Origin of the sequence: Ornithinimicrobium sp. (assembly GCF_030537745.1) — a bacterium.
Lineage (GTDB): Bacteria > Actinomycetota > Actinomycetes > Actinomycetales > Dermatophilaceae > Ornithinicoccus.
In genome coordinates this window covers 1-16,704 of record NZ_JAUNVI010000056.1, presented here as the reverse complement: position 1 = coordinate 16,704, position 16,704 = coordinate 1, and the positions used below count along the sequence as shown (strand labels likewise).

Annotated in this window: 14 protein-coding genes and 1 riboswitch; of the genes, 11 read left to right on the top strand and 3 right to left on the bottom strand. The window is 68.9% G+C overall.

All coding sequences use genetic code 11. The features are described from left to right. Nucleotides 1-170: 170 nt before the first annotated feature. Nucleotides 171-917 carry an IclR family transcriptional regulator gene (locus Q4P07_RS11340; protein ID WP_303375029.1) on the bottom strand — a complete coding sequence of 249 codons (747 nt, stop codon included), beginning with the start codon at nt 915-917 and terminating at the stop codon, nt 171-173. Nucleotides 918-1,079: 162 nt separating this feature from the next. Here Q4P07_RS11340 and Q4P07_RS11335 point away from each other — a divergent pair, with 162 nt between their 5' ends. The 7 genes from Q4P07_RS11335 (at nt 1,080) to Q4P07_RS11305 (ending at nt 9,301) form a co-directional block, all read left to right on the top strand. After that, a complete protein-coding gene (locus tag Q4P07_RS11335) occupies nt 1,080-2,000 on the top strand; it encodes an ABC transporter ATP-binding protein (RefSeq protein ID WP_303375028.1) in 921 nt (306 codons plus the stop codon). Further along, nucleotides 1,993-3,981: an AMP-binding protein gene (locus tag Q4P07_RS11330; protein ID WP_303375027.1), complete on the top strand. Its 1,989-nt coding sequence runs from the start codon at nt 1,993-1,995 to the stop codon at nt 3,979-3,981. The genes Q4P07_RS11335 and Q4P07_RS11330 overlap by 8 nt, the downstream gene beginning before the upstream one ends. Before the next feature lie 22 nt (nt 3,982-4,003). Further along, nucleotides 4,004-4,876: a branched-chain amino acid ABC transporter permease gene (locus tag Q4P07_RS11325; protein ID WP_303375026.1), complete on the top strand. Its 873-nt coding sequence runs from the start codon at nt 4,004-4,006 to the stop codon at nt 4,874-4,876. Nucleotides 4,877-4,879: 3 nt separating this feature from the next. Beyond that, complete coding sequence (locus tag Q4P07_RS11320; RefSeq protein ID WP_303375025.1) at nt 4,880-5,938, top strand: branched-chain amino acid ABC transporter permease; 1,059 nt, start codon at nt 4,880-4,882, stop codon at nt 5,936-5,938. A gap of 65 nt (nt 5,939-6,003) precedes the next feature. Further along, nucleotides 6,004-7,206, top strand: coding sequence for an ABC transporter substrate-binding protein (locus Q4P07_RS11315; protein WP_303375024.1), 1,203 nt, complete (start codon nt 6,004-6,006; stop codon nt 7,204-7,206). Further along, nucleotides 7,203-8,069 carry an ABC transporter ATP-binding protein gene (locus tag Q4P07_RS11310; protein WP_368660276.1) on the top strand — a complete coding sequence of 289 codons (867 nt, stop codon included), beginning with the start codon at nt 7,203-7,205 and terminating at the stop codon, nt 8,067-8,069. The genes Q4P07_RS11315 and Q4P07_RS11310 overlap by 4 nt, the downstream gene beginning before the upstream one ends. Before the next feature lie 11 nt (nt 8,070-8,080). After that, complete coding sequence (locus tag Q4P07_RS11305) at nt 8,081-9,301, top strand: phenylacetate--CoA ligase family protein (protein ID WP_303375023.1); 1,221 nt, start codon at nt 8,081-8,083, stop codon at nt 9,299-9,301. A 36-nt stretch (nt 9,302-9,337) separates the two neighbouring features. Here Q4P07_RS11305 and Q4P07_RS11300 read toward each other — a convergent pair whose 3' ends face one another. Then, a complete protein-coding gene (locus tag Q4P07_RS11300; RefSeq protein ID WP_303375022.1) occupies nt 9,338-9,616 on the bottom strand; it encodes a DUF4235 domain-containing protein in 279 nt (92 codons plus the stop codon). Nucleotides 9,617-9,652: 36 nt separating this feature from the next. Continuing rightward, nucleotides 9,653-9,762: riboswitch (TPP riboswitch) on the top strand. 54 nt (nt 9,763-9,816) lie between these two features. Between Q4P07_RS11300 and Q4P07_RS11295 the strand changes: the two genes are divergently transcribed. From Q4P07_RS11295 to Q4P07_RS11280, 4 genes are read left to right on the top strand one after another with little or no spacing between them, the layout of a single operon-like run. Then, the gene (locus Q4P07_RS11295) at nt 9,817-10,956 is read left to right on the top strand and encodes a thiamine ABC transporter substrate binding subunit (protein ID WP_303375021.1); all 1,140 of its coding nucleotides are present in this window, start codon (nt 9,817-9,819) and stop codon (nt 10,954-10,956) included. A gap of 38 nt (nt 10,957-10,994) precedes the next feature. Next, complete coding sequence (locus Q4P07_RS11290) at nt 10,995-12,665, top strand: iron ABC transporter permease (RefSeq protein WP_303375020.1); 1,671 nt, start codon at nt 10,995-10,997, stop codon at nt 12,663-12,665. Between the two features lie 11 nt (nt 12,666-12,676). Next, a complete protein-coding gene (locus tag Q4P07_RS11285; RefSeq protein ID WP_303375019.1) occupies nt 12,677-13,477 on the top strand; it encodes an ABC transporter ATP-binding protein in 801 nt (266 codons plus the stop codon). 53 nt (nt 13,478-13,530) lie between these two features. Further along, nucleotides 13,531-13,689: a hypothetical protein gene (locus Q4P07_RS11280; protein ID WP_303375018.1), complete on the top strand. Its 159-nt coding sequence runs from the start codon at nt 13,531-13,533 to the stop codon at nt 13,687-13,689. 119 nt (nt 13,690-13,808) lie between these two features. On the opposite strand, the gene Q4P07_RS11275 is transcribed toward Q4P07_RS11280, so the two are convergent. Continuing rightward, on the bottom strand, nt 13,809-16,704 hold a 2,896-nt coding region (locus Q4P07_RS11275; RefSeq protein ID WP_303375017.1), incomplete at its 5' end, for a S8 family serine peptidase.

The window sequence follows — 16,704 nt, the reverse complement described above, 5'->3', positions numbered from 1 at the left end:
GCTGCGCGAGATGGACGTCCAGGCAGGTCACCGAGAGGTTGAGCGCAGCGCCAGGCAGCCACCGACCGCCTCGCTCGCCGTCCTCCCAGAGCTGCTCCGCCGGGGTGAGCAGATGCATCCGGCGCACCACCCGCTCCCACGCCGGGCTGGGCGGCAGTCCGGTGACCTGGTCAGCCATGCCCCAGCGTCCTTCCGGCGGCCTTCGCCGCGCGACCCAGGTATGCGGTCGCCTCCTCCGCCCGCTCGATGCCTCCGGGGCCGGTCAGCTCGGCGGCGATCGCCCCCACGGCCGCACCGGTCGCGTCGAGCACGGGCACCGCGACCTCGGCGGGGATCGTGAGGTCTTCGGGCTGCACGCACAGCCACTCGGCGTGTGCCCAGGAGGTCCGTTGCTGGGCGGCCTCCTCGCGGTCGGCCTGCCCAGCGAGCTCAAGGGCCAGCGTCCACTCCGGCTCCGACCCGCGCGCCGCGAGCAGCCGCCCACCAGCGGTGCTCAGCGCCGGCTGCACCCGGTTGGTGTCACGGTAGGGCCCGACGGCTCCCCCGTCCACGCGATCGACATACACCACCTCGCCCCGCACGAGGACCTCCACGTGCACGGTGGTCCCCAGCTTGTCGCGCACCTGCGAGAGGTAGGGCGAGAGCGCGCCGATCAGGGGCAGGCGGGTCAGGTAGTGATGGGAGAGGCGGCTGAGCTCGGGGCCCAGCCCATAGCGGGAGGTGGCCGGATCCTGCACCGCGAGGTCGGCCAGCACGAGGGAGCGCAGCAGGCGGTGCACGGTCGGGATCGACATCGAGGAGCGCTCCGCGAGATCGGTGAGCTGGTGGTAGGCGGGACCGTGCGCCAACAACTCTAGGAGGGTGACGGCATTGCGGACGGTGCCGAGGCCACCGCGCCTGTCATCGCTGGGCGACATGGCCCTCCCTCCGTTTCGTCCCGCTCACTGGTCTTCCATGATGACATAACGGGCCGCACCCTAGCGCGAAAGATTTTCTGCTTGAGTACTTGCTTTTCACATAGTGAAAACCTAGTGTCAACCTCAGCCGGTTCATCGTCGATCCGCGGAAGGACTCAGATCGTGCTCACACGCGCCTACCAGCACTCGCTCAACGGCAGCCACCTGCCGCAGGGCGAGCCTCTGCTCCGGGTCGAGGGGGTCTCCCTGCGCTTCGGGGGCGTCAAGGCGCTCACCGACATCAGCTTCACCGTCACCCAGGGCCATGTGCACGCGATCATCGGGCCCAATGGCGCCGGCAAGTCCTCCCTCCTCAACTGCATCAGCGGCATCTACCACCCGCAGGAGGGGCAGATCCGCCTGCAGAGCGCCGACGAGGCGGGGACGCGGACGATGTCGACCCTGACCCAGTTGCCGCCCTTCAAGATCGCCCGGCTCCGGGTCGCCCGCAGCTTCCAAAACATCGAGCTCTTCGCCCACCTGACGGTGCTGGAGAACCTCATGCTCGGCCGCCATATCCACATGAACCACAGCGTGCTCGCGTCGATGCTCTGGTTCGGCCCGGCCCGCAAGCAGGAGATCGAGCACCGGCAGCTCGTCGAGGAGGTCATCGACCTGCTTCAGCTGCAGGCCCACCGCGCCAAACCGGTCGGCTCGCTCGCCTATGGCATCCAGAAGCGGGTCGAGCTCGGTCGGGCCCTCTGCATCCAGCCAGCACTCCTGCTCCTCGATGAGCCGATGGCGGGCATGAACTCGGAGGAGAAGGAGGACATGGCCAGATACATCCTCGACGTGCACGAGCTGGCCGGCGTCACCGTCGTCCTCATCGAGCACGACATGAATGTCGTCATGGACATCTCCGACCGGGTCAGCGTCCTCGATTTCGGGCGGCTCATCGCTGACGGGACGCCGGATGAGGTCAAGGCCAACCCCGACGTCATTGAGGCCTACCTCGGCTCGGAGGGCGAGGACCCCGCGGTCCGGGAGGCGCTCGCCACGGCCACCGCCGCGCAGGAGAGCCTCCAGGAGCCGCGCGATGGCTAAGTCGACGCAGGCCCCGCCTATGGACCTGAGCACCGCGACCTTCCCGCGCCTCCTCCTCGAGCACGCGCAGCGCCGTCCAGACGAAGTGGCGATGCAGGAAAAGCTCTACGGCATCTGGCAACCGATCACGTGGGCTGAGTACGCCGCGCGGGTGGAGGACTTCGCGCACGGCCTGGCCGGCTTCGGCATCCAGCGCGGCGAGATCATCGCCGTCCTGGGTGACAACCGTCCCGAGTGGCTCATCGCTGAGCTCGCCGCGCAGAGCATGGGCGCCTCCGTCGTCGGCATCTACCCCACCTCGATCGGCGAGGAGCTCGAGCACATCCTGTCGATCTCGGCCGCCCGCGTCGTCGTGGTCGAGGACCAGGAACAGGTCGACAAGCTGCTCAAGCTGCGTGCGAGCGGCGCGGCGTCGGCGATCGAGCGGGTCATCTTCTACGACCCCCACGGCCTGGAGGCGTATAACGACCCCTGGCTGATGGACTTCACCGACGTGGAGCAGCGGGGACGGGAGCGGGCGCAGGAGCAACCGGGCTGGTTCACCGAGCAGGTGGCGATGGGTGACCCGAGCGATATCGCGATCATCTGCACCACCTCGGGCACGACCTCCAAGCCCAAGCTGGGCGAGCTGTCCCACGTCAATCTGCTGGCGATGGCGCAGAGCCTCACGCAGATCGACCCCGCCGACGCCACCTTCCGCTACGTCTCTTTCCTGCCCTTCGCCTGGATCGGTGAGCAGATGCTCGCGGTGGCCATCGGGCTGGGGCACGGGCTGACGATCAGTTTCCCCGAGGATGCCGCGACGCAGCGCCACGACCTGCGCGAGATCGGCCCGGACGTGATGTTCTCCCCGCCCCGGATCTGGGAGTCGATGCTCTCTGAGGTGCAGGTCCGGATCGACGAGGCCGGCTGGCTCAAGCGCAAGATCTTCGGGTGGGGCTATGACGTCGGTGATGAGGCGGCGCGCGCCCGCGTGCAGGGCAAGCGTGGCGGCAACGCACTGCTGATCGCGCTGGCCGACGCGGTGAGCACCCGACCGGTCCGCGACCAGCTCGGCCTGGCGCGGGTCCGCCGTGCCTACACCGGTGGAGCCCCGCTGGGCCCGGACGTGTTCCGGTTCTTCCACGCGATCGGCGTCAACCTCAAGCAGATCTACGGGCAGACCGAGATCTGCGGCATCGCGGTGGTCCACCGCGACGACGCGATCGCGTTCAACACGGTCGGCACCCCGATCCCGGGCACCGACCTGCGGCTCACCGACGACGGCGAGATCCTGCTGCGCTCCGCCTCGGTCTTCCGTGGCTACTACCGCCAGCCCGAGGAGACCGCCAAGACGGTCGACGCCGACGGGTGGCTGCATACCGGGGATGCGGGATATCTGGACGAGAGCGGTCAGCTGGTCGTCATTGACCGCGCCAAGGACGTCCTCACCGCCCCCGATGGCAGCCGCTACTCCAGCGCGTTCATCGAGAACAAGCTCAAGTTCAGCCCGTATGTCGAGGAGGCGGTCGTCTTCGGCCCGCAGGACCGCGGGCAGGGGATGACGGCGATGATCACCCTCGACCCCGGCACGGTGGGATCCTGGGCCGAGCATGAGCGGCTCAGCTACACCACCTACACGGACCTGGCTGCCAAGGATGAGGTCTACGAGCTCGTCGCCGAGGAGATCACCCGGGCCAACGAAGACCTGCCCGAGGCGATCCGCGTCGCCCGCTTTCTCATCCTGCACAAACAGCTCGACCCCGACGACGACGAGATCACCCGCACCCGCAAGGTCCGTCGCAATGTCATCGACGAGCGCTATGCCGACCTGATCGCGGCGCTGCGGCGCGGCGACCCACAGATCAGCCTGAGCAGTCGGGTCTCCTACCAGGACGGCAGCACGGTGTTGCGCGAGCTGTCCTTGCGGATCTTCGACCTGACGACCTACCAGATCCCGGCCGGGCGCGGTCGCCGACCCGTATGGAGTGGTCGCCGATGAGCGCGGGACAGGAGATCCCCTGATGTCCACCTTCCTCAACCTGCTGGTCTACGGGCTGGCGGACGGTGCGATCCTGGCGTTGGCGGCGCTCGGCTTCGTGCTGATCTATAAGGCGACCGAGGTCATCAACTTCGCCCAGGGCGAGTTCCTGCTCGTGGGTGCCTACGTCTTCTACACCGCGTTCGTCGTGCTCGGCCTGCCGCTGATCGTGGCGTCCTTGATCGGCGTGGTCGTGGCCACCCTCATCGGTGTCATCGTCGAGCGCTTCATCCTGCGGCCGATGGTCGGGGAGGAGCCGATCAGCATCATCATGGTGACGATCGGTCTGTCGATGCTGCTCAAGGCCCTGGTGCAGATGTTCTACGGCACCAGCCCCAAGTCGCAGCCGCCCATCCTGCCGCGGACCTCGATCGAGTTCGCGGGGGCGGTCGTGCCGGTCAACCGGCTGCTCGTCATCCTCATCGCGGCGATCGTGCTGACCGCCTTCACGATCTTCTTCCGCCGCTCTCGCCACGGCATCGCGATGCGCGCGGTCGCCGACGACCAGCAGGCCGCCATGACGATGGGCATCTCGGTGCGGCGCATCTTTGCCCTCGCCTGGGTGCTGGCCGCGGTGAGCGCCCTGATCGCGGGGGTCCTGCTCGCGGACATTTCGGCGGTCGACCAGAACCTCGCGGCGTTTGGCCTGATGGTCTTCCCGGTGGTGATCCTGGGTGGCCTGGACTCGGTGCCCGGCACGATCGTGGGTGGCCTGACCATCGGTCTGCTGTCCCAGTTCGTCTCCGGCTATCTCGACCCCGGGCTGGCCACGATCATCCCCTACATCGTGCTGGTGCTCATCCTGCTCGTGCGGCCTTACGGCATCTTCGGCGAAACCCGGATCGAGAGGGTCTGAGTCATGGCGACCGCTACTGGCATCTACCACCGGACCTACGCCTCCGAGCTGCGTCTGCGCAGCACCCGCGCGGAGTATTTCCGGCTCGCCCTGATCGTCCTGCTCCTGCTGCTCATGCCGTTCGTGCTGGACAACTACTGGCTCTCCATCGTCAATGTCATCCTGATCGCGGTGATCGGCGCGGTCGGCCTCAACATACTGACCGGCTACACCGGCCAGATCAGTCTCGGTCAGGGCGGCTTCCTGGCGGTCGGTGCCTACTCCTCGGCCATCCTGTCCGAGCGGATGGGGCTCCCGGTGCCGCTGGCGATCTTCTTCGCCGTGCTGCTGACCGCGGTCATCGGGACCTTCTTCGGGTTGCCGGGGCTGCGGCTTAAGGGGCTCTATCTGGCGATCGCGACGCTGGCCAGCCAGTTCATCATCGAGTTCGTCATCAGGCGATGGGGATGGCTCACCGAAGACAAGGGCTACATCACGTTGTCCCGCCTGGAGGTCTTCGGCTGGAAGCTGCCCCGCGACTCCTTCGAGCAAAGCTGGTATTGGATCTTGATGATCCTCACCGTGCTGGTCGTGCTGGCCGCGCGCAAACTCTTCCGCACCGGACTCGGGCGTTCCTTCATGGCGGTCCGCGACCAGGACATCGCGGCCGAGGCGATCGGCGTCAACCTGACCCGCGCCAAGCTCACCGCGTTCGCGGTCTCCAGCGGGTTCGTCGGCCTGGCTGGTGCCCTCACCGCGCACTACACCGAGACGGTCACCTGGGAGGCGTTTACCCTCAACGTCTCCATCCTCTACCTGGCGATGATCATCGTCGGCGGCCTCGGCAGTGTCGCGGGCGCCGTCTACGGCGCGATCTTCATGTCGCTGCTGCCGGTCCTGATCCGCACCGCGTCGGACGTCGTCGGTCCAGCCGCGCCGTGGCTGTCCGCCCAGCTGCCCGCCATCCAGAACGCCGTCTTCGGCCTGGTCATCATCCTCTTCCTCATCATCGAGCCTCGAGGCTTGAACCGGTTGTGGGAGAGAGCCAAGGAGTTCATCCGGTTCTGGCCGTTCCGCTACTGACCACCACCCAATCTTCATCGCCACCCCTCACCCGCCACCCTGGCGGCCCACCCAAGGAGAAGCACATGATCAGCAACCGACGGGGCGCCTTCGTCGCCGCTATCGCCACGCTGGCGCTGGGCCTGTCGGCCTGCGGCGGCGACGGCGGCAACGCCGATGACGCAGGCGACAAGAATGCGCCGATCAAGATCGGCATCATCGCGGACCTGACCGGCGGCACCGGTGACGTCGGCGCCCCATACAACGAGGGCATGCTCGCCTATATCGACTACCGCAACGCCAAGGGCGGGGTGGCCGACCACAAGATCGAGCCGCTGTCCAACGATTATGCCTATGAGGTCCCCAAGGCAGAGCAGCTCTACAAGCAGTACGTCAACGACGGTGTTGTGGCCGTCCAGGGCTGGGGCACGGGAGACACGGAGGCGCTGCACACCAAGGTCGCCAGCGACGAGCTGCCCTTCATGTCCGGCTCGTTCGCCGAGAGCCTGACCGACCCGAAGGAGGCGCCATACAACTTCGTGGTCGCCCCGACCTACTCCGACCAGATGCGGATCGCTCTCAACTGGATCTCCGAGGACGCCGGCGGCAAGGCGGAGGTGGCGGTCTTCCACAACGACAGCCCGTTCGGTCAGGCGCCGGTCGCCGACGGCGAGGCCTGGATCAAGGAGAAGAGTCTGGATCTGGGCTATAAGGCCTACCCGATGCCCAAGGGCGCCAACTATGTCGGTCTGCTGTCCCAGGCGCAGAGCCAGGGCGCGAAGTATGTCGTCATCCAGAACGTCGCCTCCCCCGCGGCCCAGGTCGCCAAGGACATCAAGGCGCAGGGCCTGGACATGAAGATCGTCTGCCTCAACTGGTGCGGCAACGAGCTGTTCATCACCACTGCGGGTGCCGACGCCGCCGAGGGCCACATGCTGATCCAGCCGTTCGCGCCGATCTCGGCGGAGAAGGAGGGCCACAAGGAGCTGACGGAGTATCTGGAGTCCAAGAACGAGGACCCGGCCACCAAGGGCACCAGCTGGGTGCAGGGCTGGATGGTGATGCATGTGATGGCAGAGGGTATGGAGAAGGCCGCCGAGTCCGGCGAGATCGAGGGCCCGGCGATCCGCGAGGCCCTGGAGACCATGGGCGGCATCGACACCGGCGGCGTCGTCGGTGACGGCACCGTCGAGTTCACCAAAGAGTCCCACCGCGGCTCGACCAGCGCCGGCATCTATCAGGCCAAGGACGGCAAGATGGTCGAGATCGAGGCGGGCGCCACGCCGTGACCAGTTCCGCTGGACTGACCTCCCCAGGCACGGCCGGCGCGCCGGCCGTGCCCGGGGGCGGGCGGCAGGACACTCTGCTGGCCCTGAACAATGTCGAGGTCATCTACGACGACGTGATCCTGGTCCTGCGGGGGCTCTCCCTGACCGTGCCGGAGCACCAGATCGTGGCGCTGCTTGGCTCCAACGGCGCGGGCAAGTCGACCACGCTCAAGGCAGTCTCCGGCCTGCTTCCCAGCGAGCGTGGAGAAGTCACCGACGGGTCGATTCACTTCGACGGCGAGGACATCACCCGCCTCGAGCCCTCGGAGCGGGTCCCGCGCGGCATGAGCCTGTGCATGGAGGGTCGGCACGTCTTCGAACACCTCACGGTGGCCGAAAACCTCGTCGCGGGCGCCTACACCCGGGCCGCCAAAGAGTCGGTCGAGGACCTGGAGAAGGTCTATCAGTACTTCCCCGCGCTCGCCGACATGCGCGCCCGGATCGCGGGCTACCTCTCCGGAGGCGAGCAGCAGATGCTGGCGATCGGGCGGGCCCTGATGTCTCGGCCGCGCCTGCTCATGCTGGACGAGCCCTCCCTCGGCCTGGCGCCGCTGCTGGTCCAGGAGATCTTCGGCTACATCAAGGAGCTCAATGTGCAGACCGGGCTGACGGTCCTGGTCATCGAGCAGAACGCCCGGCGCGCCCTGGAGGTGGCCGACCACGGCTACATCATGGAGCAGGGGCGGATCGTGCTGGAGGGGCCGGCGGCGCAGCTCCAGGAGAACCCCGACGTCAAGGAGTTCTACCTGGGTCTGGGCGACGAGGGCAGTCGCAAGAGCTATCGGGACGTCAAACACTACAAGCGCCGCAAGCGCTGGCTGTGAAGGGATCCACCATGTCGATCGAGGCCGCGCTGCAGGCGCGCGAGGAGTCGTTGGCGCCGGCGCTGACCGAGCTGGTGGCGCGGGCCGCCGGCCGGGTGCCAGGCTTCGCGGCCCGGCTGGAGCGGGCAGGGCTGACCGTCGAGCAGGTATGCCGTCCCGGCGGGCTGGACGCGCTCCCCGTCCTGGCCAAGGACGACCTCGTCGAGCTGCAGCGGACAGACCCGCCGCACGGCGGGCTGCTCGACCCGGACGCCGACGTCGCGCGCTGGTTCACCTCGCCCGGCCCGCTCTACGAGCCGCAGCTGGAGGGCGCGGACTGGCGCTGGGGCCAGGCGCTGGCCGACCTCGGGGTGGGTGTCGGCGACATCGTCGTCAACTGCTTCGGCTACCACCTGTCCCCGGCCGGCGCCATGCTCGAGCAGGGCGCGCGCTCGGTGGGTGCGGCGGTCGTGCCAGCGGGCATCGGTGCCCAGGACCTGCAGGTCCGGCTCATCGCAGACCTGGGCGTCACGGCCTACACCGGGCTGCCGTCCTATCTCAAGGCGCTCATCGATCGCTTCGACGACGCTGGCCTGGACCGCGCGTCGTGGCGGCTGGAGCGAGCGCTGATGACGGCCGAGCCGCTGCCCGACTCCCTGCGGGCGCTCCTGGCCGAGCGGGTGCCGCACGTGCGGATGGCCTATGGCACGGGGGAGACGGGGCTGCTGGCCTGGGAGCCGGCGGGCGAGGAGCCGGGCCACGGGCTGGTGCTGGCCGACGGTGTCGACGTGCAGGTCTGCGCGATCGGCACGGGGGAGCCGCTCCTCGACGGGACCGAGGGGGAGGTCGTCATCAGTCTCTTGCGCGAGGACTACCCGCTCATCCGCTTCGGCACCGGCGACCTATCGGCGTGGATGCTCGGCCCCGACGGGTCCCTGCGGCTGCGGGGCGTGCTCGGCCGCGTGGGCCAGGCGGTCAAGGTCAAGGGGATGTTCCTGCACCCGCGCCAGGTCGTCGCAGTGGTGGACGGGGCGCCCGGCGTCAGCGACTACCGCTTCGTCATCGACCGGCACGACCACGTCGACCAGCTGGTCTGCCGCGTGGTCTCCGACGGCAGCATCCCGGACCAGGAGTTGGTGGCGGCGCTGACCGCCCGGATCCGGGACGGGCTAAGGTTCCGCTGCGAGGTCCAGGTCGGGGACGACCTGGGCGAGGGCGAGGGGCCGATGGTGGACCTGCGCGACTGGAGCTGATCTCGACCTTCAGGTCAGGTATGCGGCCGCTCGGCCTCAGGTCTTGTCGGCCACCTGAGCCGAAGACTTTCCTTGCGAGGCTCCGATGACCTTGGTGGTCTGCCGGTTGGCGAGCATCCGCGCTAGCGCGATGAGGGCGCCGGAGAGGATGGCGAAAAGGACAGCTTCGGTCAGCTGCACGTCCGGGTCGTCCGGATTGTCCGGGACCTCCTTGCCGGTCACGAAGTGCCAGGTGCCGTCCGTGGCTTTCTTGGCGATGAAGGACGCGGCGAGCGCGGCCCCGGCGGTGAGAAGTTTGGCGACGATATTGCCCATACGCCGATCCTGCCACACCGCATGTACGCTGGAGCCACGAAACGACAGGGGAGCGCTCTTGCGCTGAGAGTGCGGTTGTCAGTTGGCCGCAGACCCTCGAACCTGCACCGGTTAGCACCGGCGAAGGAAGTCGAGTCTCACGGTCGGCGGCCAGCACGTGCCGCTGCCCGCCCCTCCTTGCACCTGAAGGAGGATGCATCATGCGGTCCACCCGCACCCTTGCCCTCGCGGCGGCCCTCACCCTCGGACTTACCTCCTGCTCGCTCATGGGCGGGGAGGAGAAGAGTCCGCCCTCACCTTCCCCCGACAGCACCTCGCCGGAGGCCGTGACCGGCGACGCCGCGACCGCCAGCTCCGCGGCGCCGACCACGGAGGAGCCGGGCGAGGTCACGCTGATCACGCACAGCTCTTTTGCGTTGCCCGACGAGTTGGTCGCCGCGTTCGAGCAGGACACCGGCTATGAGCTGCAGATCCAGCTCTCCGACGACGCGGGCGCGCTGACCAACCAGCTCGTGCTCACCAAGGGCAGCCCGGTCGCCGACGTCGTCTTCGGCATCGACAACACCTTCGCCACGCGCGCGATCAACGAGCAGGTGCTCGCGGCATACACGCCGAAGAAGCTCGCGAAGTCAGCGAAGGAGCATGCGCTGCCCGACGGCGGCGACGCCTATTTGTCGCCGGTCGACTACGGCGACGTCTGCGTCAACATCGACAAGGTCTGGTTTGCCAACAAGGGCATCGCGCCGCCGGTGACGCTGGCCGACCTGACCAAGCCGGAGTATGAGGATCTCTTCGTCACCCCCGGCGCGAGCACCTCCTCACCGGGTATGGCGTTCCTGCTCGCCACGATCGGGGAGTTCGGGCCGACGCAGTGGCAGAGCTACTGGAAGGCGTTGATGGACAACGGCGCCAAGGTGACCAGCGGCTGGACCGACGCCTACACCGTCGACTTCACCGCCGGCGGCGGCGACGGTGACCGCCCGATCGTGCTGTCCTACGCCTCCAGCCCGCCGTTCACCATCCCCGAGGGTGGCGTGGAGCCGACCACGGCCGCGCTGCTGGACACCTGCTTCCGGCAGGTGGAGTATGCCGGCGTCCTGGAGGGCGCCGCCAACCCGCAGGGCGCGCAGGCGGTCGTCGACTGGCTCGTCAGCCCGGACGTCCAGGCCGCGATCCCGGACAACATGTATATGTATCCCGTCGATGACTTGGTCGACCTGCCGCAGCTGTGGGCGCAGTGGGCGCCGCTGGCCGAGAACCCGATCGTCGTGCACCCCGGCCAGATCGAGGCCGAGCGTGAGACCTGGCTGCGCGAGTGGGCGGACATCGCCACCGGATGAGGTCTGGCGCGCCGGGGCGAGCGGGACTGGGGACAGGTATGTCGAAGCGGCGCGCCACTGCATACCTGTCCGGGCCGGGGATCGCTCTTGGCCTCGCGTCGCTCGTCCCGATCGCCTTCCTGGCCATCTTCTTCCTGCTGCCGGTCGGCGGGATGCTCGCGCGGGGGTTCCTGCCGGAGGGGCGGCTCGACCTGTCCGGGGTGCCGGAAGTGCTGGGTCGGGCGCGGACGCTGCGGGTGCTGTGGTTCACGGTATGGAGCTCGGCGGCGGGGACCGTGCTCACGCTGGTGCTCGGGCTGCCGGTGGCCTTCGTGCTCTACCGGTTGCGGTTCCCTGGGAGAGGCCTGCTGCGCGCGATCGTGGTGATGCCATTCGTGCTGCCGACGGTCGTGGTCGGGGTGATGTTTCGCTCCCTGCTGTCCAAGGGAGGGCCGCTCGGCGCGCTCGGCTGGGACGGGACGTGGGTCCCGATCCTGCTGGCCTTCGTGTTCTTCAACCTGGCCGTGGTCGTGCGCACCGTCGGCGGGATGTGGGAGGGGCTGGACCGGCGTGCGGAGGAGTCGGCCGCCGGGCTCGGTGCCAACCCGTGGCAGGTCTGGCGGACCGTCACCCTGCCCGCGCTGGCTCCGGCCGTGGTCTCCGCCGCTACTCTTGTCTTCCTCTTCTGCTCGACCGCCTTCGGGGTGGTGCTGACCCTGGGCGGGTTGCGCTACGGCACGATCGAGACCGAGATCTATCTCTTGACCACCCAGTTTCTCGACCTGCAGGGCGCTGCGGTGCTCTCCGTCCTGCAGCTGGTCGCGGTCGTGGTGATGCTGGCCGTGGCGGCCCGGACGCGCCGCAGCCGGGAGGGTGCGGTCCAGCGGGTGGGGGCGAGCGCTGCCGCCCGCCCGCCGCGCCGGCACGACATACCTGCCCTCGCCGTCACCGCGCTGGCCGTCGGCTTCGTCCTGCTGCCGGTCGGGAGCCTGGTCGTGCGCTCGCTGCGCGTCGGGGATGGCTGGAGCCTGCGCTACTACCGCGCGCTGACCGACCCCGAGGCGACCCCTGCGCTGCGCGTCAGCGTGATGGAGGCGGTGGAGAACTCGCTGCGGACGGCCGTCGACGCGACCGTGCTCGCGATGATCCTGGGGCTGATCGTCTCGATCGTGGTGTCACGTCGACCGCGTGGGATCGGCTGGCGGCGCGTCATCTCCTCCTTGGACGGCGCGTTCATGCTGCCATTGGGGATCTCGGCGGTGACCGTCGGGTTCGGCTTCCTCATCACCCTCGACCGCCCGCCGCTGGATCTGCGCAGCTCGCCGGTGCTGGTGCCGATCGCGCAGGCGATGGTGGCGCTGCCGCTGGTGGTGCGGACGCTCGCGCCGGTCCTGCGCTCGGTCGACCCGCGCCAGCGCGAGGCTGCTGCGGCACTGGGGGCCTCGCCCTGGCGCTCCGCCTGGACGGCCGAGGCGCCGGTGCTGGCCCGGCCCCTGCTGGCCGCGACCGGCTTTGCGTTTGCGGTCTCGCTGGGTGAGTTTGGCGCGACGAGCTTTCTCGCGCGTCCGGACCGGCCGACGGTGCCGGTCATCATCTATCAGCTCATCTCCCGGCCCGGCGTCGAGCACCTCGGCATGGCGCTGGCCGCTAGCGTCGTGCTGTCGCTGCTCACCGTCACCGTCATGGGTGTGGTCGAGCGGCTGCGGGTCGGCTCCGTCGGCACCTTCTAGGAAGGCGAGGCATGCTCGAGCTCACCGAGGTCACCGTCCGTTTCGGCGCCACGACGGCCGTCGACGACGTGACCCTGGCGGTGCAGGAGGGCACCGTGCTGGCGGTGCTCGGCCCGTCCGGCTGCGGCAAGTCGACCTTGCTGCGGGCGGTGGCCGGTCTGGAGCCGCTGGATGCCGGGCGGATCGCTTGGCGCGGTCAGGACCTGCGCGGTGTGCCGACGCACGAGCGCGGCTTTGCGTTGATGTTTCAGGACGGGCAGCTCTTCCCGCATGCGTCCGTCGGCGACAACATCGCCTACTCCCTGCGCCTGCGCGGCGTCGGCCGGGCGGCTCGCGTGCGTCGCGTGCACGAGCTCCTCGAGCTGGTCGGGCTGCCCGGGTATGCCGAGCGTCGCACGCCCACGCTGTCCGGTGGCGAGCAGCAGCGGGTGGCCCTGGCCCGCTCCCTGGCCGCCGACCCGGGGCTGCTCCTCCTCGATGAGCCGCTCTCCGCGCTGGATCGCTCGCTGCGGGGGCGCCTGGCCGGTGACCTGCGCGAGATCCTCTCCTCGACGGGAACGACCGCGGTCCTGGTCACCCACGACCACGACGAAGCGTTCACCATCGCCGACCGGATGGCCGTCATGCTGGCCGGTCGGATCGTGCAGGAGGGCGACACCGCGCAGGTATGGCGCGCCCCCGTCACGCGCGAGGTCGCCAGCTTCATCGGCTTCGAGACGATCCTGACCGGCTCCGCCGCGAGCACCGTCCTCCGCGCCTCACCCACCCCCACCACCACCCCCACCGCCTCCACACCCCGACGGGCGTTCTAGCCCTTCGTCGCAGCGCGCTGCGGGTCGAGCTTGACGGCCCGCTGCACGGGACGGTGCGTCGGGCCGTGGCCGTGTCGGATTCGGTGCATCTCGTCGTCGACGTCGACGGGGTAGGGGAGTGCGCGGCCGTTGCGGACGACCCGACGCTCGCGCCAGGCCAGTCTGTGCGCCTCGCCTTTGACCCTCGTGGTGCCGCTCACCTGCCGAGCTGAAGTCCGTCCCGACCGCCCGGTGTGGCAGGGGCGACCGCCCGGGGTGGCAGACGCAGGCCCCCTCACCCGGATCGAGTGAGAGGGCCTGCGCAGCTAGTGCCTAGTGCGGCCGCCGGAGGTCAGCGACCACCGAGCAGCAGCGCCTCGTCGGCGCCGGCCGCGTTGTCGAGGACGACGATCATCTGACCGAGCGGCTTCTGCGACTTCCAGGTGCTGGTGTCGGCGGTGATCTTCACCTTGACCGTCTTGCCCGGAGCGACGACCTTATAGGCACCGTCGGTGCTGAGGGCCTTGCGCCACGGGTTGTACTCCGCGGTGCCCGACATCACGTCCGTGCCCGAGGTCTTGAGGTCGAAGCTGGCCACCTCGTAGCGGAGCGCCTTGTTGGACTTCAGGCCGAGCTGGCTGGCCAGGACCGGGGCCAGCACCGTGCTGCTGTCCGTCGGGGACGTCGCGAAGTACTTGACGCTGAGCGCGCCGGTCGCGAGGTCCTGAACGAACACGGCGTTGTTGCCGTCCACACTGCCGGAGGTGACGAGCCCATAGTCGAGCACGTACACCGCCTTGTCGGCCTTGCCGTTGCGGTCGGTGTCGATGTAGATGTCGTGCTCCACCGACGCGGCGTTGGAGTAGCGGCCCCAGTTGTTGACCGCGAAGACCAGCAACATGTCACCGTCACCGGTATCGAAGGACTGCACACCGGCAGCGCGCAGATCGTAGTCGGTGCTGCTTTCTTCACCATCCTGCAGACCCCAGGTGTAGAAGTCCATCGCGGCCGCGTAGGCGCCACCCTCGTTGGTCAGGGTCGCGGTGACCGTCTTGGCGCGGGGCGGTGCGATGGGTGCAGCCTTCGCGGCGCCCATCGTCAGCGAGCGGGGCACGAGCAGGTAGGGCACGTTGAGGTCGCCGGACTCGGCGCTGAGGCGCACCTGGCCGGAGATCTCGTAGAAGTTGTGCTGGTCATCCGGGTCGGCTGTCGACGACGGCACGTTCGTGGCGTCTGCGGAGAGCGCGACCTCGACCGTGCTCGTCGCGCCGGCGGGGACCGTGATCGACGTCGGCGACACCGTGACGGTGGCCTCCTGGCTCTGCGGGGAAGCGACGGTGTTCACGGCATACGTCTGCGCCGAGTCGCCCTTGTTGACCACGGTCACCGTCTTGGTTCCGGTGAACGTGTCGGCCGCCTCCTCAAAGCCGAAGCTAAGCGAGGGCAGCATCTGCCCTTCCGTGCTGTCGGGCAGCGCATCGCCGTAGGCGAGCACGTCGGTGGTGACCGTCTGCATGGCGTCGACCAGGCCGTTGCCGGTCAGCGTGAGCCGGTAGTCGGCCACGCCGTCGCGGTCTGCGGTGGTGACGATCGCGTCGGCCACCTCCAGCCCGTGCCACTCCGGGTGCGCCTGCACACCGAGCGCCGCGACACCGGTCACCATCGGGGCAGCCATCGACGTGCCGGAGAGGCGCTGGCCCTTGTCGCCGGTGCCCACGGCCGCCGAGTCGATCGAGACGCCGGGGGCGGCCACGCTCGGGGTGAGCGCGCTGTCACCGCTGCGAGGTCCGCCGGAGCTGAACGACGCTGTCTTCTTGAAGCCGGGGTTGTCCAGATCCACGAGGGTGTAGGACACCTGATCGCCCTCGGCGGCGACGAGCTGGTCACCGTCGTCGGTCGGGGCTGAGCCGAGCACGCCGCGGACGCCCAGGAACGGGATGGTCACCTCGAAGGCGACGCCGTCGTCCGGGTTTTCGGTGATCGGGCCCTCGTAGGGCGGGAAGTCGGCGGTCGTGTTGATCATCGCGACCGCAGCTGCGCCGGCCTGCTCACCAAACACGGCGCGCGCGGCCCGAGCACACGTCCCACGGACGGTGACAGCGAGTTGGTTGCCGCCCTCGACGATGCCGTTGGAGGTGAACGCGTTAAGCGAGCACCCGAGTGCTTCGTTCTCGGCCGTCGTCGCAGGATCGTCCTTCAGGACGACCACGGTGTGCGCGGCGCCATCTGGCGGGGTGACGCCGTTGGCGGAGATCGCCGGGATGCTCTGCCCGCTCGGCAGCTGGATCTCGACGCCCGGGAAGATCGCGGTCGCATCCATGGCCGCGACCGCGACGACGCCGTCGCCCACGCCGGGAGCACCGGCCAGGTAGGGGTTGGGGCCGCTGTTGCCGGCCGAGGCGACGACGACCACACCAGCGGCCGCAGCGTTGGTCGACGCGAGCGCGCTCGCGTCGTCCTTGAGGCCGTAGGAAGAGCCCAGGGACATGTTGATGACATCCATGCCGTTCTCGACGGCCCATTCGATCGCCTCGACGGTCACGTCGGTCGAGCCGTTGCAGCCGAAGACGCGCAGCGCATAGAGGTCGGCTTCGGGAGCCACGCCCGGACCGATCTGGAAGTCGGTCCCGGCGACGGTGTCGTCATACGGGCCGATGTATGTGGTGCCGTCGGCGTTCACGCCGCTGCCCGCCGCGCTGCCCGCCACGTGCGTGCCGTGGCCGTTGCAGTCGAGTGGGTTGGGGTCCGGCATCGGGGTCGAGCCAGGGTCGCCGGCGTCGTAGTCGTCGCCGACGAAGTCCCAGCCGCCCTTGACGCGCGGGGCGTCGGGCCCGAAGAGCGTCGAATCTGCGGCCGTAGTGTCTGCCGCGTCGGCGGCCTCAAAAGCCGCGACCGTGCCGGGCCCGCCAAAGTCGGCGTGCGTGTAGTCGATGCCGGTGTCGATGATCGCGACCTTGACGCCGGCGCCGGTGAAGCCGGTGTCCTCCCAGACCTGCGGCACCCCCATGAACGGGACAGCGGTGGCGTTGTCCAACTCGTAGGTGGCGACCGGCAGCACGGCCTTGACGCCAGGCTGCTTAGCGAGGGAGGCGATGTCCTTGCGCGCAATCTCGATCTTGACGGCGTTGAGCGCATACTGCGTCTGCGCGAGGACGGTGCCGCCCTTGGCTTTAGTGGCCGCGACGACGCCCTTCTGCTGGCGAATCAGGTCTCGCTCGATCTTCTTCTGCTGGCCTCGGGACAGGTCG